Annotated in this window: 22 protein-coding genes; 10 read left to right on the forward strand and 12 right to left on the reverse strand. The window is 42.6% G+C overall.

Annotated features, from left to right (window positions below; genetic code table 11):
* Window positions 1–38 precede the first annotated feature (38 nt).
* The 5 genes from ACTU7M_RS02425 to ACTU7M_RS02445 all read left to right on the forward strand — a co-directional run bounded on the left by ACTU7M_RS02425 (window position 39) and on the right by ACTU7M_RS02445 (window position 5101).
* Entirely contained in the window at window positions 39–1241 is a 1203-nt protein-coding gene (locus ACTU7M_RS02425) for a hypothetical protein (RefSeq protein WP_443472777.1), read from the forward strand.
* A gap of 13 nt (window positions 1242–1254) precedes the next feature.
* Window positions 1255–2442 carry a hypothetical protein gene (locus ACTU7M_RS02430; RefSeq protein WP_443472778.1) on the forward strand — a complete coding sequence of 396 codons (1188 nt, stop codon included), beginning with the start codon at window positions 1255–1257 and terminating at the stop codon, window positions 2440–2442.
* The gene (locus ACTU7M_RS02435) at window positions 2439–3338 is read left to right on the forward strand and encodes an ABC transporter ATP-binding protein (protein ID WP_443472779.1); all 900 of its coding nucleotides are present in this window, start codon (window positions 2439–2441) and stop codon (window positions 3336–3338) included. Before ACTU7M_RS02430 ends, ACTU7M_RS02435 begins: the two co-directional genes overlap by 4 nt.
* A gap of 4 nt (window positions 3339–3342) precedes the next feature.
* Window positions 3343–4107, forward strand: a complete 765-nt coding sequence (locus tag ACTU7M_RS02440) for a hypothetical protein (RefSeq protein WP_443472780.1) — start codon at window positions 3343–3345, stop codon at window positions 4105–4107.
* A 100-nt stretch (window positions 4108–4207) separates the two neighbouring features.
* Entirely contained in the window at window positions 4208–5101 is an 894-nt protein-coding gene (locus ACTU7M_RS02445; RefSeq protein ID WP_443472781.1) for an SDR family oxidoreductase, read from the forward strand.
* A gap of 203 nt (window positions 5102–5304) precedes the next feature.
* Here ACTU7M_RS02445 and nrdG read toward each other — a convergent pair whose 3' ends face one another.
* The 5 genes from nrdG to ACTU7M_RS02470 all read right to left on the reverse strand — a co-directional run bounded on the left by nrdG (window position 5305) and on the right by ACTU7M_RS02470 (window position 9835).
* Window positions 5305–5871 carry an anaerobic ribonucleoside-triphosphate reductase activating protein gene (nrdG, locus tag ACTU7M_RS02450; RefSeq protein WP_443472782.1) on the reverse strand — a complete coding sequence of 189 codons (567 nt, stop codon included), beginning with the start codon at window positions 5869–5871 and terminating at the stop codon, window positions 5305–5307.
* A gap of 12 nt (window positions 5872–5883) precedes the next feature.
* A complete protein-coding gene (nrdD, locus tag ACTU7M_RS02455) occupies window positions 5884–8043 on the reverse strand; it encodes an anaerobic ribonucleoside-triphosphate reductase (RefSeq protein ID WP_443472783.1) in 2160 nt (719 codons plus the stop codon).
* 163 nt (window positions 8044–8206) lie between these two features.
* A complete protein-coding gene (gene mgsA / locus ACTU7M_RS02460) occupies window positions 8207–8635 on the reverse strand; it encodes a methylglyoxal synthase (protein WP_443472784.1) in 429 nt (142 codons plus the stop codon).
* A 195-nt stretch (window positions 8636–8830) separates the two neighbouring features.
* The gene (locus tag ACTU7M_RS02465) at window positions 8831–9229 is read right to left on the reverse strand and encodes a hypothetical protein (protein ID WP_443472785.1); all 399 of its coding nucleotides are present in this window, start codon (window positions 9227–9229) and stop codon (window positions 8831–8833) included.
* 81 nt (window positions 9230–9310) lie between these two features.
* Entirely contained in the window at window positions 9311–9835 is a 525-nt protein-coding gene (locus tag ACTU7M_RS02470) for a hypothetical protein (RefSeq protein ID WP_443472786.1), read from the reverse strand.
* Between the two features lie 179 nt (window positions 9836–10014).
* Between ACTU7M_RS02470 and ACTU7M_RS02475 the strand changes: the two genes are divergently transcribed.
* From ACTU7M_RS02475 to mscL, 5 genes are all read left to right on the forward strand, one after another.
* Entirely contained in the window at window positions 10015–10779 is a 765-nt protein-coding gene (locus tag ACTU7M_RS02475; RefSeq protein ID WP_443472787.1) for an SDR family NAD(P)-dependent oxidoreductase, read from the forward strand.
* A gap of 641 nt (window positions 10780–11420) precedes the next feature.
* Window positions 11421–12251, forward strand: coding sequence for a glutamate 5-kinase (gene proB / locus ACTU7M_RS02480; RefSeq protein ID WP_443472820.1), 831 nt, complete (start codon window positions 11421–11423; stop codon window positions 12249–12251).
* Window positions 12248–13522 (forward strand): glutamate-5-semialdehyde dehydrogenase, encoded by a 1275-nt coding sequence (locus ACTU7M_RS02485; RefSeq protein ID WP_443472788.1) that lies wholly within the window; start codon window positions 12248–12250, stop codon window positions 13520–13522. The genes proB and ACTU7M_RS02485 overlap by 4 nt, the downstream gene beginning before the upstream one ends.
* 206 nt (window positions 13523–13728) lie before the next feature.
* Complete coding sequence (locus ACTU7M_RS02490) at window positions 13729–14820, forward strand: NAD(P)/FAD-dependent oxidoreductase (protein WP_443472789.1); 1092 nt, start codon at window positions 13729–13731, stop codon at window positions 14818–14820.
* Between the two features lie 77 nt (window positions 14821–14897).
* A complete protein-coding gene (gene mscL, locus ACTU7M_RS02495; protein ID WP_443472790.1) occupies window positions 14898–15290 on the forward strand; it encodes a large-conductance mechanosensitive channel protein MscL in 393 nt (130 codons plus the stop codon).
* A 40-nt stretch (window positions 15291–15330) separates the two neighbouring features.
* On the opposite strand, the gene ACTU7M_RS02500 is transcribed toward mscL, so the two are convergent.
* From ACTU7M_RS02500 to holB, 7 genes are read right to left on the reverse strand one after another with little or no spacing between them, the layout of a single operon-like run.
* On the reverse strand, window positions 15331–16338 hold the full coding sequence (locus ACTU7M_RS02500; protein ID WP_443472791.1) for a YdcF family protein: 1008 nt from the start codon (window positions 16336–16338) through the stop codon (window positions 15331–15333).
* Between the two features lie 14 nt (window positions 16339–16352).
* Entirely contained in the window at window positions 16353–17222 is an 870-nt protein-coding gene (gene rsmI, locus ACTU7M_RS02505; protein WP_443472821.1) for a 16S rRNA (cytidine(1402)-2'-O)-methyltransferase, read from the reverse strand.
* Window positions 17218–17496 (reverse strand): GIY-YIG nuclease family protein, encoded by a 279-nt coding sequence (locus ACTU7M_RS02510; protein WP_443472792.1) that lies wholly within the window; start codon window positions 17494–17496, stop codon window positions 17218–17220. Before ACTU7M_RS02510 ends, rsmI begins: the two co-directional genes overlap by 5 nt.
* Entirely contained in the window at window positions 17486–18247 is a 762-nt protein-coding gene (locus tag ACTU7M_RS02515) for a tRNA1(Val) (adenine(37)-N6)-methyltransferase (protein WP_443472822.1), read from the reverse strand. The genes ACTU7M_RS02510 and ACTU7M_RS02515 overlap by 11 nt, the downstream gene beginning before the upstream one ends.
* Window positions 18234–18593, reverse strand: coding sequence for a DNA replication initiation control protein YabA (locus tag ACTU7M_RS02520; protein ID WP_443472793.1), 360 nt, complete (start codon window positions 18591–18593; stop codon window positions 18234–18236). The genes ACTU7M_RS02515 and ACTU7M_RS02520 overlap by 14 nt, the downstream gene beginning before the upstream one ends.
* A gap of 26 nt (window positions 18594–18619) precedes the next feature.
* On the reverse strand, window positions 18620–19426 hold the full coding sequence (locus tag ACTU7M_RS02525; protein ID WP_443472794.1) for a PSP1 domain-containing protein: 807 nt from the start codon (window positions 19424–19426) through the stop codon (window positions 18620–18622).
* A 24-nt stretch (window positions 19427–19450) separates the two neighbouring features.
* The gene (gene holB / locus ACTU7M_RS02530) at window positions 19451–20428 is read right to left on the reverse strand and encodes a DNA polymerase III subunit delta' (protein WP_443472795.1); all 978 of its coding nucleotides are present in this window, start codon (window positions 20426–20428) and stop codon (window positions 19451–19453) included.
* Window positions 20429–20431 lie beyond the last annotated feature (3 nt).

The following is a 20431-nucleotide window of genomic DNA, read 5'->3' on the forward strand; positions in this document are numbered from 1 at the left end:
GTAAAATTATGATAATTTTATAAGAAAGGGGTTGTCTTATGGCTTTTACCGTCTTTAAAGAAACATGGCTTCATCTACTTCGCAACACCAAAAACAGATTGACGATTGTGCTGGTTTTGGTGGCGATTTTGACATATAGTGCTTTCTTCTTACCCCGTCTGGATGGCTTTAACATCATCGATTTAAAGCAACTTGAACAAAGCATCGTTTCAAACGAAGGCATCATGAAGTCTGCCATCGAGGATGGGAACTTTGATGTTAACATGTTCACGGGCAAATCTGCTTACGTTGATGCCAAGCAAAAATACGAAAATAATCGCGCGCTCTTGGCCGCGATTGAAAATGGGGATGCTTTACGCTACCGCGTTTTGACAGATGTCTATTTGCCCGATTTCCATTATGAAGATATGCAGGATCGTTATGCTACTAATTCCTTATTTCCCATGAAAGATTTTGGCTATGATTTAACGAATTATGGTAACAGGGTTGGAAGTTATGACACGTCTGAATTATCTTTCCATGTCATTCAGGAAAAAACGGCTTGGCAGCAAATCCACTTGTTCATGCATGAATGGGGCCCAGCCATTTTAGTTATCTTAACGCTGTTCATTGGTGCAGATGTTTTCGTCGAAAGTATCCAAAAAAGAACCCAGCGCATTGGTATACCGATTGACTGGGGAAAATATTTACTTATGCAATCCTTGGCTATTTTTAGTTTTGTTCTTATCTTCTTCCTTGTGGCTGGGGGTATCTTTTTTATTTTAAATGGGCTGTTATTCGGCTTTGGTTCTTTACAGTGGCAAGTCCCTTCCTTCACTTACAGTGATGATCCAATTTTGATGTTGGAAGCGGACGGTCTCATTCCTATCAGTGGTTTCTTGCTGAAGACACTCCCTTTTCTTCTCATGATTTTGTACTTGTTTATCCGTTTAACAGTGTTATTTTCACTCGTGTTCCGTCAAAGCGTAATTGTTTTTATAGCGGGAATCTTTACGTTATTATTCGAAAAACTCTATTTCAATCGGACCACACGCGATATTTTCGGGATTGATATCAGTAAATTCCCACAAACTTACTTTGATTTTGGCAAAGTCATTTCGGGTGAAAAAAACTTTTTACTTAATACAGGAACCATTGCAGTTGAACAAGGGCTACTTATATTAGCTATAACGATAGTAACAGTGGAGATACTTCTGGCAGTGATGGTATCCGTCAGGAACCGTCAACGCTTCATCGGATAAGGGAGGGAAGAAGATGCATTTAGCAAAATGGGAATGGAAAAAAATGCTGCGGGATTGGAAAACCCGGATTTTACTGATGGGGTTCTTCCTCTTCTTTGGCTCTTTTTCCCTTCTATACCAGCAACAAAATTTATCGTTTCCGGAAGAGGAAATGAATGAGCAGTATCAAACCATTCATAACATCTTCAATTCCATCCCGAAAAGTGTCTTTGAAGGACCGGATGGACAGGAGGTTTATGATACCTTGGCGGAATTACAATCTTTATATGGCATGCAGCTTTATATCCTTTCCAAGCGCGACGGCAATACCATCACTGGATTCGAGAATGTCTTTGATAGCTATCTGGAAAATGGGGCAAAGATTGCAGAGAATAACGCCGCTTTACTTACCTTAACTGATTTCGAACACTACGATTTTTTAATCAGTTATTTGCCGGATGCTAAAGCCATCCACCAGGACGTGGCCTTTTTCGACTATATGGAAAAACATGGGTTGGATATTGAATGGAACGCTTTTTCGGCCAGTAATATTTTTCTGAAAGAAGTCAATATGATGGTCGGCATCGTACTCTTTTTATTCGTTGCCCTTTTGGGTTGTGACCGGTTTACACGGGACCAAACCAAGAACTGGAGCATTACGCATGGCCTTCCAATTCCTTGGCGTAAGCAATGGCATATCCGCAGTGCGCAGTTATGGCTAGTGATGTGGATGGTCTCACTTGGCGGGCTCTTGATGAGTTACGTTATCAGCCTCCTATTAGAGTCACCGGGCAGTCTTTGGTATCCCGTTATTATTTACGCGAATAACGGTTATCTACCAATCGCTATATGGCAGTATGCTCTACTGGCAATCAGTATTGCGATGTTACTCAGCTACTTTTTGTTGTTGGTAGCGGTCGGATTGAGCTGGGTGTTCCGCACCATTTACTTGACCCTAATTGTCACGTTGAGCACGTATTTCATTCCCGTTTTTTGGCAAGTGGTCAAGCCTTTTTCATCCTGGCAGCCGAGCCTCTATTTCCATATTGAATCGGTCTTGATGGGAGAGATGGCGCAGACTACGGGCTTACAAGGTGTTTATTTCTGGAAAGGACTTGTCTTGATGGCGGTGATTTTCGCACTAGTCGAAATCCTTTTCGCCGGCTTCTTTGACCGGATTCAAACCCAAACACTCGGCTTAAGAAGGAGGGTTAACATATGACGTTAGCCATAAATAATTTAACCGTTCAATACGGTGAACGGATCATTCTTGATGATATCAGTTTCGAAATTTCCAAGGGTTCCATTATCGGTTTGGTGGCACCCAATGGAACCGGCAAGACAACCTTATTCAATGCCATCATGCGCTATATTCCGATTCAAAAAGGATCGATTGTGATTGATGACAAAGTGTATAAAAACAGTCGCAAGGATATTTTAGCCTTGCATAAAAAAGTAACCTTCTTTCCGGATCAAGCGGATTTGTACGAAAACTTTTCCGGTCGCGAGCACATTCAACTGTACGCTGAAATTTGGCAAAAAGATGCGGCTCGTGTGGATGCAATCATTGAGCAGTTACATATGGGCCATTACGTGGACCGCAAAGTGCATACTTACTCGTTGGGAATGCGACAACGTCTCTGTTTCGCGATGATGTGTGCCGCCAACACACCGATTATGTTGATGGATGAGGTCATGAACGGCCTCGACCCCGAGAATGTCAACTTGGTTTCCAGCGTTTTGGAAACATTGCGGGCCGACGGAAAAATCATCATGGTCGCTTCCCACTTGCTGGATAACCTGGACGAATACGCGGACAAAGTCTTTTTTTTGGAAAACGGTCGTTTTACTTATATTTCCGACCATCATGAAGCAAAACAAACGTATGTAAAAGGGAAAATGACGCGTACTGATTATGAGTCGCTGACAGACCTACCGGAGGGAACGTTGTACTTAGATAGCGGTTTATGTTGTATTCCGGTAGCGGACGATACCGAAGCGGTTCGTTACTTGCAGCTGTTGCGTTCCAAAAATGCTGAAACAGCGACAATTGGACCGCTCGGAACCGCAGACCACTATATTCGAATTTACGATTTCACGACAGAGAACAAGGAGTGAGACGATGCAAAAGAAACTATTGGTGTTATTGAGTCTCCTTCCCCTTCTCACTGCCTGTTCTTCGTTTACGGGGGTAATAAATCAACGCTATGGTGCCCGGGTTATCGAAACGAATGAAGAAGCTGTTACAGCCTATAAAAAGTCGCATGAGATTATTGGGGAAGAAAAAGAAATACTTGGCGCTGTATTGCCGGAATTCTTTTTCCAGGAGCCTTTGGATTTCAGTGGTGAGGAAAAGCCGCGGTCACTATCAACTGAGCCGTTGATCGTCGGGAAAGATGTGTCGGAGGGTCGATATACGGTATCCAAAAACGAAATCATGCAGTCCGGTTATTTGACGGTTTTGGATGCGGAAGGCGAAGTTGTGTATCGCCATTTTCTTGATTTTTCAAAAAATGCGGTGGAACTGAATTTGTATGAAGGGATGCAATTGAAAGCCAATGACGGTTATCAGCCACGGTTGTTAATGACCGGCGTGCCAGCTGTAGGTATGACGCCATTGGAAGAAGGACAATATCAGTTTGTAAATGGTGTTTTCCATGTTGGAGAACAGATTGAACCGGGTGAATATGTGTTTTCGCTTCCCGCTGGTTATCATACATCAGGGGTAAACTATGTATATGTGTTGGAGACAGATGGGTCATTCCGTGTTTTTGAAATGACGGGTGATATGCGCGATTGGATGGATACTTCCATCAGGCTAACGTTGGAGGCGGGACAAGTTCTTTATGTGGCAACAAATAGCAGTTTGACATTAACGCGGCAGTAATAACAGAGACGTTGCTCATGGTAGTGACTAATCGTTTCAATGGCGCTCGGTCAGTAAGTTTTGTTATCCTTATATTAGAAAAATAAGGAGATGATTTTTGATGACTGATGCAAATTTGAACGATCCGCGTAAGATGTATTACAGTGAAAAGTTCCCTGATCAAGAGCAAAACACTCCCGCCCTTCAAAGCAAGATGGAGCCAAAACCGGACTGCGGCGAAGATTCATATAAAGGTTATAACCGACTTGAAGGCCGTCGTGCTTTGATTACGGGTGGTGACTCAGGGATTGGACGTGCGGCTGCCATTGCCTATGCGCGTGAAGGTGCCGATGTCGCCATTCACTTTTTCCCTGGGGAAGAAGCGGACGCTGAAGAAGTTAAGGCATTAATTGAAAAAGAAGGTCGCAAAGCATTGTTGCTTCCGTATGACTTGCGTGAAGATTCAGCTGCAACGGAAATCGTGACGCGTACCGTCGAAGCGTTTGGTGGATTGGATATTCTCGTTTTGAATGCTGCCCAACAAATTGCCCAACCTTCTTTGAAAGATTTGTCGATGAAACAAGTACATGATACGTTTAAGGTAAATATTATCAGTATGTTTGAAACGGTTAAAGCGGCTGAGGAGCATCTGAAACCAGGAAGTGCGATTATTACAACGACTTCGGTTCAATCCTTCGACCCTAGTGATCCGTTAATGGATTATGCGGCAACGAAAGGTGCAATCAGTAATTTTACGGTTTCGTTGTCTTCCTATTTTGCGGATAAAGGTGTTCGGGCGAACAGTGTCGCTCCGGGACCGATTTGGACGCCGCTACAATTGGATAATGGTCAGTTGGAGGGTGCCATTCCTGAATTTGGTCAGAAGAGTCTGTTGAAACGTGCTGGTCAACCAGTTGAATTGGCGCCAATATATGTGTTGCTCGCATCTGATGAAGGAAGTTATATTACCGGTCAAATTTATGGTGTTACCGGTGGACAACCGATTGGACTATAAAAATTTAAAAGCGCGAACTTCTTGGGGATTTTTCCCGGAAGTTCGCGCTTTTTATTTGTATAATCACAACAGGTGCGGCGATTAAAAAAATCCCGAGCCCGGAACGCCGCTTTTTTTCCGAAAAAGCGGCGTTCGTGACCTGCGTGGTGCCCTTAACGCCGCACTTTTCCAAAAAATGCGGCGTTAAGAAATTTTTTTCGAGCTTAAAGCCGCACTTTGGACACTTCCCACATCACAATCTCACCTCGCGCCAATGTTTCAGGCACTCGGATGATGCGTTGATTGGAGCTGCCCCGAAATTGAAGCGTCAAATCTTTTTTGCTCAGCTCAAACCTGCCATCAACGAGTACATCAATCATTGCTAACAGTTCTTGCTTGTCGTCCGTCTCCGCTTGGAGCTCTTCCCAGGTGTATCCGGTCCAGCTCCAGATATCTTTGCGATCCCCAAAGCGTTCACGCACCTTCTTGACCAATGGCAATAAAATCCCGGTATTCAAGAAGGGTTCACCGCCCAATAAAGTCAGCCCCTGCACGTAATCATGTTCCAAATCGGACAAGATGCGTTGTTCCAATTCTTCTGTGTAAGCTTCACCATAGCTGAATGACTGCGCTACTTTGTTGTAACACCCTTCGCAAGCAAATAAACAACCACTCACATATAGACTATTTCGCACACCCTCGCCATCGACGAAATTAAACGGCTTGTAACTGGCGATTTTTCCCCGCGAATATATTTCTGAAGTCCATTCACCCGGTTTCGGATTTCGCATGTTCTCGCCCTCCTACATATGCTTCTTGCGTGCTGAAATTTCTTTGTGGCGGCCGTATACCATTGGTCGTTTTTGGGGATTACCCAAATAGCCACACGTCCGTTTCACTACATCACACGTATCTGGATTATTATTTTGGCATTTTGGGCATTCAAAGCCCCGCTCGGTAGGATCAAATTCCCCGACATAGTCACACTCAAAGCACTTATCAATTGGCGTATTTGTTCCCAAATAACCGACTTTATCGTAAGCATAGTCCCATACTGCTTCCAGTGCTTTGGGATTTTGGCGGATATTTGGATACTCACAGTAGTGAATAAAACCGCCGGAAGAAAAGGCCGGGTATTCTTTTTCAAAATCAAGCTTTGCAAACGGCGTTGGTTTCTTACGGACATCATAGTGGAAGCTATTGGTATAGTAGCCTTTGTCGGTAATGTCTGCGATTTCCCCGAATTTTTTCGTATCCAATTTACAGAAGCGGTCCGTCAAACTCTCACTCGGCGTTGCATACACACTGAAATGATAACCGTAGTCATTTCCCCACGTATCACAGTTACGCTTTAATTCATGTAAAATATCCAGGGTAAATGCTTTGGCTTCGGTATTGGTTTCCCAATCCGGACCGTAGAACACAGTTGCCACTTCGTATAAACCAATATACCCCAGAGAAATAGTCGCGCGTTTGTTTTTGAAAAGTTCATCCACATCCTCTTCGGCTTCCAGTTTGTGGCCCCATGCCCCGTTCATATATAAAATGGGTGCATTTTCCGGCTTCGCCTGCTTCACGCGTTCGACACGGTAAACGAGCGCATCCTTCGCAATTTCTATGCGTTCTGCCAGCAATTGCCAAAATTGGTCTCTATCTCCATTCGATTCCAGGGCAATACGCGGCAGATTCATTGTTACAACGCCTAAATTCATGCGTCCGCTAGCCACTTCGTTCCCTCGTTCATCTTGCCAACTTTGCAGGAAGGAACGACATCCCATTGGCGCTTTGTAGCTACCTGTTAATTCGACCAATTTGTCATAATTTAAAATGTCCGGATACATCCGCTTCGTCGCGCATTCCACCGCTAACTGTTTAATATCATAGTTTTGATCCGTCGTGCGTAAATTCACACCATCACGAATACCAAAAACCAATTTAGGGAAAATGGCCGTCCGCCGCTCTTTACCGAGTCCCTGAATACGAACCGTCAATATGGCTTTTTGAATCTCACGTTCATAACGATTCATTCCCAAGCCGAAGCCAAAAGTTACAAATGGTGTTTGTCCGTTCGAGGTATAAAGTGTATTTACTTCGTATTCTAAACTTTGCATCGCGTCATAAATATCTTTTTTCGTTTTTTCCCATGCGTAGGTTGCTTGTTTTTCTGGGTGCACCCATTTTTTTGCGTCCGCCATGTGTTTTTGTTCATTCAATTCTGCATACGGACTCAACAATTCGTCAATCCGGTCTGCGCTCGTTCCACCATATTGGCTGCTGGAAACATTGGCAATAATTTGCGCCATTTGGGCCGCAGCGGTTTGAATGGATTTCGGCTTTTCCACTTCGGCGTTACCGATTGAAAATCCATTCTCAAACATATACCTGAAATCGATCAAGCAGCAATTTGTCATGGGGGAGTAGGGATGATAATCCAAATCATGGTAATGAATATCCCCGCGTAAATGTGCATTCTCAACATGTGGTGGTAACATCCGCAAGCCTACTGCTTTCGCTGTAACACCAGCTGTCAAATCGCGTATGGTGTTAAAAACACGACTATCCTTGTTCGCATTTTCATTTAAAATGGTCTCATCTGCCTGGATTAGTTGTTGAACGCGCGACTCGATGTTGCGTTGTGCTTGTTTCTGCTTCCTCTTTTGAGCTCGGTAATGACGATAGTTTTCTGCAGTTTGTTTTAATTCATTTTTTGTTAGCGTTTGTTCAACCAATTCGTGAATATCTTCGGTCGAAATATGATGGCCTGATCTGGATAAGATAGTCGTTTCGATTTCTGCAACGACTGCATCCATCTGATGCTTCGCTTCGCTGTTGCCTTTCCCATTCATTTGATTCGCTTTTTCGATAGCTGCGACAATTTTATCCGACTTGAATGATACAATGCGTCCATCCGTTTTAAGAACGTGTAACGCAATATTTTCTTGACTAGAGACTATTTGAGACACTGTTTAACCCTCCTGATGATACTATATATAGTGTTTTTACATACTTTAACCACTAAATGTTGTACCTAATTTATCACATACGTATTTGTGAGTAAATACACAAAAAGTAAGCAAAAAAAGAACACCTCTAAATCAAGCGATTCAAAGGTGATTCTTTAGGGGGCTAGAAACCGGGTTCTAGGCTGTCTCTTTCGTCTGAGTTGTAGAATTGACGCCAATCGATAAAACCAGCATCCAATCCTCTCAACAGTACTTCTGCCGTTCCAATGTTTGTAGCCAAGGGAATCTCATAAACGTCGCTTAAACGGATTAATGCAGTAACGTCTGGCTCATGCGGCATGGAAGCCAAGGGGTCACGCAAGAAAATCACGAGATCCATTTCATTTTCGGAAATAAGGGCACCAATCTGTTGGTCACCACCAAGGGGGCCGGATTTGAAACGGTGAACGTTCAAGCCTGTTGCTTCCGTTATTCTTAACCCCGTTGTTCCAGTAGCAAACAATTCATGCTTCTCTAAAACCGGTTGATAAGCTGTACATAGACGAATCATTAAATCTTTTTTACGGTCATGTGCAATCAATGCAATTTTCATAAAGTGTTACCTCCACTCGTGATGATAAATTTAGTATATCACTTTTCAAAATTTTGTCGTGAAGATTTCATACTTTCTTCATAATTAAGCGCTAATATAACAGTAAGCCAATCACAAACAATCTTTTAATTCTTTGCTCCTCCAAGTAAAGAACAACTCCTTAGAAAGAAGCAACCCAGCCGGGTTGCTTCTTTTTTATGATCGGCTTGGTATTAAAGTGATTCCTGCCACCAAAGGCAAGTATTGCCCCTTATTCAGAGCATCCACAAACCAATAAAGCTGTTCTGGTAAGGGTAAACTAAACGTCGTCATAACTGGATGCAGTACCGCAATAATCAATGTCGGTAATGCTACAATAAAAAATAACGAAGCATCCTTCATTTTAAAATTACTCCAGACAAAAACCAATGATAGATATAATCCTGTTAAAAATGGTAACGCGAATTGCAGCCATGCATACAAAACTCTATCATCCGGCGTCGTTAGTCGCCACAAAACATTTTTATCGAGATAGTCATGACCAAATATAACGACTATCAATCCCGCCAACCAGATAATATTCATTAGCCAAGGGTTTTTCTTATTTCTCCGCATCCTACACCTCTTATTTGTTTTTCTACCATTATACCAAATGAAAAAGGTCAGGACGGCATTGTCCTAACCCTTCTTTAAATATTAGTGTCTTCCGGTATGTGGATCGTTGTCATGCAAAAGCGATTCATCAACATCTTCATTTGCTAAACCACTATCAACGACGCCCTCTCCCGTACTTGTAATAACATTCGAACGCATCGCATCAGTCGCATCCAGCATTGCCTGGTTATCGACCGGCTTATCCATATACTGGCTTTCTTCTTCATACTTTTCGTTCAACAAGCCTTGCTTGGTTCCCTTTACCAAAACGAGCACGCAACCCTCTTCAAGATCCTCTTGGTAGCCGTAAAGCGGGTCGTCGTCCGTTCGATAATCAGGCATTGGTCGGTTCTCAATTGCTATCGAGTCTTTAACCTCTTGCCACAATTTTTCTTCAGTTGTCACTTCTGCTTCTGTACTTTTCGCATATGTCGGCTGGAAATTTTCATGGGTTATCAAAGTGATATCTTCGTTGGTGCAACCTTTTTCCTTCAACTGTCTGATGATAGCCACCACTTTTTCAACAGAGTCATAACAGCCCACGATATATCGGTTTCTAAGTATCATCTCAATGCCTCCCTAGAACTTGTTACCTTTATTATAACGGTTTCATAATCATCTCCCAAACCATACCCCTTTTCTCATTTTGCAAAAATTGAAACAATTCAAAAGTTGTAGTAACATGAATACATAATGAAAGCGTTTACTTTTTAAGAACTATCAATATGAGTGGAGATGGGAAAAACATGCTAAATCTAAATGATAAGGTCGCAATTGTAACAGGTGCTGCAATGGGTATGGGAAAAGCAACCGCGGAATTATTTGCTCAAGTGGGCGCCAAAGTTATCATCGCCGATTATAACGAAGAAGAAGGCCAAAAAACGGCAGATGGAATCAGGAAAAATGGCGGTGAAGCTACCTTCATTAAAGTGGATGTATCAAAAGAAGAACAAGTTAAAAATCTGGTAGAAAAGACGGTAGAAACATATGGACGTCTAGATGTCGCCGTAAACAACGCAGCCATTACGCCCGATGATAAACCAATCGCAGAGATGGATATGGACTACTATGACCGATTAATGTCCGTCGATTTGAAGGGCATCATGCTGTGCATGAAATATGAAATCCAACAAATGCTTAAGCAAGGTGGCAAAAGTTCTATCGTCAATACTTCATCTGTCAGCGGCTTACGGCCCCAACCCGCTAATCCTGCTTACGTCACTGCAAAACATGGCGTGATTGGTGCGACGAAAGCAGCAGCAATGGATTATTCATCCAAAGGCATTCGCATCAACACTGTTTGTCCGGGTGCAATCGATACGCCCATGTTGCAAAATGCTCTCGTCCAATTCGGCCTTGATCCCGTTGCCTATGCCAAACAACTGAGTATGCTTGGGCGCTTTGCCGAAGCAGAAGAAGTTGCACAAGCGAACTTATGGTTGTGTTCAGATTTATCATCTTACGTTACCGGTGCCACCATTGCAGTTGATGGCGGTTATACCGCGATGTAAGAGCAAATCTATAAAATAAATATAGAGGAGGTTGGATTTCTGTGCCCAACCTCCTCTATTGCGTTATTTTAAAGATACACAGTAAGTAATTTAATCAAAAATAGAAAGGTGAACTCTGCCTTTAACCGCAGGCAGCGGAGATTTAGGATCACACTACCTTTCTGCTGTTAACAGCATGGCCTTTTGTATGGTCATTCTTCTCATTTTCATATAAATTCCACCTCTTAAGATTATTAGATACCATGATGCTAAAAATCAGGCGGTTTCTTTTGATGATGCTGAAGGACGTAATTCCATTTTGAAAAGGTTTCTCTACTATATAAATAATTCATAAGCAGCTCCTTTCTAAAACAAAAAAAACACAAAGGTCACTTCTCCCTGTGCATCATCGACCAACTATTCAATTTTTTTGGCAAAGGTTGCGGACAAACACTCATCTGAACGGATTTCTTAATAAATGCAGCCATGTGATTACCTCCCATTTTTCAGTATAAAAGACTTAAAAATGTTCGAACCTTTGCTTAGCTCTATTATAAGACAGTTATTTTTTCTTTTCAATGATTTCACTTACTTCAAGTTTTTCCCTTTTCGTGATAGTATTGAGCAAAGCCATTAAAAACAAATGAGGAATAAACATGAATATACGAAAAAAACTACAGCAAAGTAAACGCATCGTCATTAAAATTGGAACAAGTTCCTTGATGACTGCAAACGGCAAAGTGAACTACCAACAATTCGACCGCCTCGCTTATGTCCTTTCTACCCTTAACAAAGACGGCAAGGAAATTGTCCTGGTTTCTTCTGGCGCGATGGGAGTTGGCTTGGACAAGTTGAATATTTCCAAACGTCCCGTTTCGATACCCGGGCAACAAGCAATTTCCGCCATCGGACAATGCGAGATGATGAATCTTTATTCCCGTTTCTTTTCCCACTACAATCAGACAGTTGGCCAAATCCTGCTAACACGCGACATTATCGAATTCCCGGAAAGTTTAAAAAATGTAACCAATACCTTCAACGCCTTAATTGAAATGGGTATTATTCCCATCGTAAATGAAAATGATACGGTTGCGGTTGAAGAGTTGGATCACCAAACAAAATTTGGTGATAATGACCAGCTTTCCGCAATCGTGGCAAACATCATCGACGCCGATTTATTAATCATGCTTTCCGATATCGATGGGTTCTATGACCAAAATCCGGTCAACAACCCAGATGCCACCCTCTTTCACACGATTTCCCAAGTGACTGATGAGGAAATGGCGAAAGCTGGAGGCGAAGGTTCTTCCTTTGGAACAGGTGGTATGATCACCAAGCTCAAAGCTGCCCAGTACTTATTAAAAAATAATCACGAAATGATCTTAGCCAAAGCAGAGGATCCCACCATTATCTTTGATATTCTCAAAGGTCATGAAATCGGCACTTATTTCTCTAACCAACCTGAATTGATCAAGGAGGAAACGACTGAATGAACAACATGCTCGAAACAATGGGTAGGCAAGCAAAAATAGCTGCCAATATCCTCAGAAAAACCAAAACAGCTCAGAAAAATAAAGCTTTGCTTGCAATGGAAGCTGCCCTTTTGAAAAATCAGGAAGCAATCATTGAAGCCAATGCCATCGATATTGCAAACGCCCAAGAGCGGGGATTGGCAAAACCAATGATTGAACGCTTAACTTTAAATCCTGCCCGTATCCAATCCATGGCGGAAAGTATTCATCAAATTGCCGGATTACCAGATCCAGTGGGTTATATTGAGGAAATGAAGACAAGTGAAGATGGCCTGCGCATCGGTAAACAGCGTGTGCCATTAGGTGTCATCGGGATTATTTATGAATCTCGCCCGAACGTCACTGCGGATGCCGCTGCTCTTTGTTTCAAATCCGGTAACGCTGTTATCTTACGCGGCGGGAAAGAAGCCCTGGCATCAAACCAGGCCATCCTGGAAGCAATGCGTGAAGGCTTGAGAGCGGCTGAATTGCCCATTGAAATGATTCAACTGATTACTGACCCTTCCCGTGAACTTGCGACAGCCTTTATGCAAATGAATGACTATTTGGATTGCTTGATTCCACGTGGTGGCGCAGGCCTGATTCAGAATGTTTTGAAAAACGCGACTGTTCCGGTTATTGAGACAGGGGTCGGAAATTGCCATTTGTATATCGATAAAGAAGCAGATTTGGAAATGGCAACCCGTATTTTGATAAATGCAAAATGTGACCGCCCTTCTGTCTGTAATTCCATTGAAAACTTGCTTGTTCACTCGGATGTGGCCAACCGCTTCTTGCCTGTATTTGCCGAGGCCCTAAAGCCTTACAACGTGGAAATACGTGGGGATGAAAAGACAATGTCCTTAATCCCTGATGCGATTCTGGCAACGCCTGAAGACTATGATACCGAATTTCTGGATATGACATTGGCGGTTAAAGTCGTCAGTCATTACGATGCTGCCGTTTTGCATATTCAAAAACATTCCACTGGTCATTCAGAAGTCATCGTGACCGCTGATTACCAGACTGCGCTTGCATTCTTGGAAGACATCGATGCCGCTGCAGTTTACGTTAATGCCTCGTCGCGCTTCACAGATGGTGGTTGCTTCGGACTTGGTGGCGAAATTGGCATCAGCACCCAAAAATTACATGCCCGTGGACCAATGGGATTAGCTGAACTTACTTCCTACAAGTATATTGTTTTTGGAGAAGGACAAATTCGCGGTACGACAGGAAATGAATTTGAATGTTAAAATAGAGCAGAGTGGGACAAAAGGCGTTTAGCCCCGAATCACTGGAGCGAATAATGCTCAGATGGTCGCAGACCTTCTGAGCATTATTCGTGAAGTGAACGTCGGGGCTGCCTTTTGTCGCACGTTTAGAATAGAGATATTCGCATATAGGAAAGAGGCTGGTACAAAAGTCCCAGCCTCCTATTTTTGTTTAGAGGAGAAAAATAATGACACGAAATATAGCAATTATCGGTGGTGGGATTGTCGGCGCGACTGCAGCCTATTATTTATCCCGCCAAGGACATCAGGTTACGGTATTTGATGAAGGAACAGGGCAAGCGACTTCTGCTGCAGCTGGTATCATCTGCCCCTGGCTATCAAAACGACGCAATAAAAAATGGTATCGGCTGGCTTCAGAAGGAGCAGCTTTTTATAAACAGCTATGTGAGGATTTGGCAACGGATGGCGGAGATTCTTCTTTCTATAAAGTTTCCGGCGCCATCTTATTAAAGAAAACCCCTAAAGCGACACAAGAGCAATATGAATTAGGCTTGAAACGGCGGGAAGATGCACCGGAAATAGGCGATTTGAAAATCCAGAGCCAGGAAGAACTGCTTTCCTTGCTTCCTTCAATCCAAACCCAGGAAAATGCCCTATTCGTTTCGGGCGGTGCACGTCTGGATGGCGGTGCTATGGTAGCCGAATTGCTGGCGCAGGTTGTGAAGAATGGTGGCACTCTATCGAAAGGGTGGATTGATTTGAATGAAACCTTTTTAAAGCAATTCAATGCGGTTATTCTGGCTACCGGAGCCTGGTTACCCCAAACCCTGGAGCCCCTCGGTTATCAAGTCGATATTCGTGGGCAAAAAGGGCAACTCGTCGTGCTTCAAACCGATGATGTTGATAACGGAGATTTACCGGTGATTATGCCCGAAGGTGAAATTGACGTTTTACCAATCGGGAATGGCAAAGTTTTTGTCGGGGCAACACATGAAAATGACAAAGGATATGATATAACCGTAGAACCCGATATCATCAATCACTTGATTGAACAAGGCGAAGCCTTATTTACGCGTTTACAAGGTGCCCAAACAATTGAAGTAAAAGTAGGAACCCGTGCTTATACTTCCGACTTTAGTCCTTTCTTCGGCTATGTTCCCGGTCAACCCCATCTATTGGTTGCTAGTGGCTTGGGATCATCAGGTCTAACCACCGGACCACTCATAGGTTATCAATTAGCACGGTTAGCTGCTGGGCAAGAAGCAACCCTACCGCTGGAAGACTATCTACCGAACCATTACATTGTTCTCAGAAAGTAATTTCAAATAGGCTTATCGTTTTAAATACCAAAATTTATCCCTTATAATGAAACTATATTGCGGAGGAGGTGAAAAAAATGATCAAAGAATTTAAAGAGTTTATTATGCGTGGTAATGTTTTGGATTTGGCAGTCGGGGTAATTATCGGGGCAGCTTTCTCTGCTATCGTAAATTCATTAGTTGCTGATATTATTACACCATTAATTGTATCTATGACTTCTCAAGCAGATATGAGTGATTTGGCTGTCAAAATCGGGACTGCTACCCTCACTTACGGAAACTTCATTCAGGCTATCATCGACTTCCTAATTATTGCCTTTGTTCTGTTCATTATTATCAAGTCGGCGAATAAGTTCAAACGTAAACACCCTGATATGGATACTGAAGAAGTTGAAGTACCTACAGCAGAGGAATACTTACGTGAAATCCGCGACCTATTGGCAAGCCAAAACAAACAAGACATTCTTTAATGAACACGAATAAACGGACCCGACATTTTGTCGGGTCCGTTTATTTGTTATATAAATAGGCGCTGATTAAATAAATGCTGAGCGTAAGGAAATGGATATGACGATAAATCAAGAACAAGGCCAGATATTCCCGTAAAAGTGCATAGGGTAAGTAGAAAATCGGTGTTTTAGCACCAATACCTTCTGCTTCAATTCCTAATTGACTGGCATACACCCCACCACGCAGGACATGATAAGAACTCGTCACAAATAATATTTTTTCTTGGCTCTTAAGGAGACGTTGGCTATACAGAAAATTTTGATGGGTATTGATCGATTGATCCTCCACAATGATTTTATCCGCAGTTACTCCTTTTTCCAGTAAATAGGCCTGCATCACTTCTGCTTCCGAAACCGCATCATCGGGGCTTTTCCCGCCACTCACGACCAATGTTGCCGGTTCATAACCTTGCATAATTTGATTATTTTGGTATTGAATAGCGCGGTCCAAACGGTACTTCAGCATCAGACTGACTCCTCCGTCCGGCGCCAATCCCGTACCTAAAATGATAACCCAGGATTTATTAAAACTGGGGCTGATAACCCGGGACGACAAAACCATAAACAAAAAAATAATGAAAGTAATTAATAAATACAGGAAAACATAATCAAGCATTGTTTCCAAAGAAAAGATTAGACTGCTATTCAGCCATAAGCGATTAATCAGTACCAACACCAGTATTCCCAACATCAATATTCCAGATGCAGCTACAACACGATACTTCCTGGATTCAGGTCGTTTCCTTAAACGATTAAAGGCATGAACAATGAGTCCGATACTGGATAAGCCGAGAACATAAGGCGCAATCAATAATAAGAATATTTCAGTCTTCTCCAGAAACTGGACGATTGCAGCTTCAAAAGGGTAACGATTCCTTTGATTAATTCCAGCCCCAAAAGCAAAAAGAGCAAGAAGCAACGCAGAGTTTTTTTCGGTGCGTGTGCGCTGATTTCGCCACATATAAAAGAATGTGCCTACGCACATCATTCCAACTCCGTAAAATACCATGCGCCTTCTCCCCCTTAAAGTTCGTGATAAGCTTGATACACGTCTTGCTTTTTCAATTGGCGTACTTTAGCAACTTGCTTAATGGCATCTTTTGCGGCAAGTCCTTCTTGGTCCATTACGAGTTCAACATGTTTCTTTAAGTCCTCAGGGAAAAATTGATTCACCGCTTCTTCTGGTTCGCGATTCCCTTCCACCATGAAACAAATTTCACCCTTCACTTCCGACTGCTCCAACCATTCCAATACTTCTTCAGCCGTTCCACGGATAAATTCCTCATAGCGTTTTGTTAACTCGCGACAAATCACCACACGGCGCTCTGGGCCTAAAACGATAATGAGGTTACTGATTGTTTCTTTGATCCGGTAGGGTGATTCGTAAAAAATCATCGTTTCTTCTTTATTTTTCAACATTTCCCATTGTTCACGCTGCTCTTTCTTTTTACGCTTCAAAAAACCGATAAACGTAAAAGGTTGCGGTGGCAAACCAGACGCAATAAGTGCCGTCACGCCAGCATTTGCACCAGGTAAAGGGACAACCGTAATCTGGGCTTCGATACAGGCTACGACCAGATCATGACCGGGATCACTGATAGAAGGCATTCCCGCATCACTTACTTGTGCAATGTTGGATCCATTTTCTAGTAATTCCAGCAAATAAGGAATCCGTTCTTTCGTATTATGTTCGTGGAAACTGATTTGAGAAGTGGTGATATCAAAGTGATTTAACAATTTCTGGGTGTTTCGGGTATCTTCCGAAGCAATCCAGTCCACATCTTTCAAGGTTTCCACTGCCCGGTAGGTCATATCACCTAAATTGCCTATTGGGGTTGGAACAAGGTAAAGCGTACCGGATTGGTGGGTTTCATAACTTTTTTGGGTTTCAATCATCTGGTATCTCCTTCTTCCACTTTTTCAAACGGATTTCTTTTTGTCTTCTCGTTAATTGCTTGAATGCATATTCTGCTTTTGTCGCTTCACTGCGCGTTTCAAAGCCCTGTTCATGAATCATTTTCACGGGACGGCGGGTTTTTGTATATTTGGAACCAATCCCGTTATTATGTTCTTTTTCCCGGCGCTCAGGGTCGGTTGTATAACCTGCGTAAAAGGAGTCATCGGCACAATGTAAAACGTAAAAATAATGCTGTTTGTTATTCGCCAAAAAGAATCGCCTTCACTTCTTCGGAATAGGCACGGGAATCGTCATGAATGAAAAGAGGCGACAATATTTTTAGCCCTTCTTCTTTTCCGTCTTTTATTGCTTCAATTAAAATCATGTTCGCTTCCTTGCCCTCATAAGGATAAATGAAACGGATTTTTTTCGGAGCCAGGCGATTTGCCCGCATCGCATCCAAAATTTCAAAAAAGCGGTCGGGACGATGGACGAAATAGGCTTTTCCATTCATTTTTAGTAACTGGCTTGTTTTCTTCATTAATTGAGGCAAATTCAACAAAATTTCGTGGCGCGCAATCGTATAAGCATCCAGATTATTCTTGGTACTATCATTTAAATTTTTGAAATAAGGCGGATTACACGTGATGATATCAACAGAGTCCGGTTTAATATGCTCGGTAATCGCATTAATATCAGCATGGATAAAAGAGACTTTTTCTTCGATCTGATTCAATTGGACGGTTCGTTTGGCCATATCCACCAAACGGTCCTGTACTTCCACCCCGATGATTGGATTTTCCGTTTTACCCGTCAACAAAAAAGCGACCGCACCGTTTCCGGAACAAAAGTCCACGATTGTCGCTTTCCGTTTTCGAGGTAATTCAGCAAAGTCTGCCAATAAAACAGCGTCCAGAGAGAAAGAAAAAACAGAGGGACTCTGAATAATCTGGATATTTTCGCGTTTCAAAATATCCAGACGTTCGCCCTCTCTTAAAAGGGGGTTTTTATCTGTCACCATTACCGCCCCGTTCTCCATAAATGACATCCAGACAGAAGACACAGGATTCATCATCCACCCTGCGGCTGCCGTAATAAACATTACAGACATGGAAGCCATCCTCATATAATTTCTGTAGATTCAAACGTGATTTAGACATTTCTGGTTCCGTCACCACAGTATCTGGCTCCAATTGTTTATCCAGGTATTCAATGCGGTCACGCAAATGTTGGTTCTCAATCTGCAGATTTGTATTTTCCTCAATCAATTCCGTCAGCTTCTGTTGAATTTCCCGTAAATCTTCATTAACAGATGAAATCCGGCTTTCAACACGATGAAATTGATCAAATAAAGCTCGTTTATCCATTCTACCCACTCACAATTTCATATTTCTTAAGCAAAGACTTGCGTCAGTTCTTCCCAGGCATATTGAACTGTTTTTCGTTCCTGGAACAATTTTATGGTCACCACCTGGGATAGGATATTCAATCCCACAACTTTTCCCAGTCCTTCTGGCGTTTCGATTTCAGTGCCGTAATCCGGCATGGATTTCTTTAACTCTTCATACGTCTCATCTTCATAATTCAAACAGCACATCAAGCGCCCACATAATCCTGATAATTTGGCATTATTCAAGGATAACCCTTGATTTTTAGCCATTTTTATCGATACAGGTACAAAATCACCCAAGAAAGTAGAGCAACAAAGCGGCCGGCCACATGGACCAATGCCCCCCAAAAATTTCGCTTCATCACGGGCGCCAATTTGTCGCAACTCAATCCGTACGTGGAAAATAGCTGCTAGTTCCCGCACGAACGAGCGGAAATCGACGCGGCCAGGAGCGCTGAATAAGAAAGTTAGCTTTTGACGATCGAATGAGTAATTCGCACCGACAATTTTCATCTCTATTTGGGAACGGCGCGCTTCCGCTTTGGCTATTTTAAAAGCTGCCGCGGCTTCTTCAACATTGTCTTTTTCTATAGTCAAGTCCTCTGTCGTTGCGGATCGCAAGATTAATTCGGCCGGTTGTAGAGCATCCTCTTGTTGACAGCTTTTGGATGCAATGACAACTTTCCCGATTTCAAGATATTCGCCTTGTCTGACAATGACTTTTTCATTTAACGCAAACATTTCTGATTCATTTTCAAAATAAGAAATGGGACCATTATTTACAAAACGAATACCCAGTGCTTTTTTCACCTTAGCTACCTCCTTTTTCATTGCTCACTTGATTAGTTGATTTTGAATAACAAGACTTTCCAAAACACCTTGTGCTTGGACATTAGCCTGGATGGCTTTCTTGCCATCCAGGATATTCTCTATTTGTTGGGTTAAATAACCACTATCTTTTCGAAAATTTTGATAATGTTTCAATAGTTCTTGGTGAACGGCCGCTTTATCATGACCGAATGATAGATAGAGCATATCGCGATAATGGAATAGTAACAAATCCAGACATAACGTTATCTGTGCACGTTCTTTCACCAAAGGCATGAGGTCAGTGTGGACATAAATAAAAGCCATGGAGTCTTTCTTCATGAGTTGATTAAACCACGTCCATACTTTTCCCAGGAGCTCCTGGAACCATTCATCTGCCTGTAATCGCTGGGCTTCTTTTGTATCATTGGTTAAAGCTGATAATACACCGACGTATTTTTCCGTAATGCCTTCTTCCCGAAAAACATCCCCCATCACTTCCCGCTTTAAAGGCTGGAAATGAATGATTTGACAACGGGAGCGGATGGTTGGAAGAATATTCTCTTTTACGGTTGTCAGTAAAAATAAATACGTATCCATCCCTGGTTCTTCCAAAAAAGTCAGGAGGCTGTTGGCCGCGCTAATGGTCATCTTTTCCGCCTGATCGATGATATAGACCTTTTTATTGCCTTCCACTGCACTTTTAGAAAATTCGGATTTCAGTTGCCTGATTTGATCCACTTTAATGGATTGGCCGTCCGGCTCCACCACGATTAAATCCGGTTGATTCCCCTCAATAAATCGCCGGCAATTCCGGCAATTCCCGCAAGGTATCCCGAGGTGTCCACTCTCACAAAAAATAGCTTGTGCCACCCGTTCGGCTAAGGCCATTTTCCCGGTTCCCCGAGCACCTTCAAACAAATAAGCGTGGCCAAGTCGTTTTCCGGTAATTGCGTTCGCAAACAATTGCTGAAGTTCCGGCTGTTTTTTTTCTAATTCTGTCACCAT

This window comes from Jeotgalibaca sp. A122 (genome assembly GCF_052266715.1).
Taxonomy (GTDB): Bacteria; Bacillota; Bacilli; order Lactobacillales; family Aerococcaceae; genus Jeotgalibaca.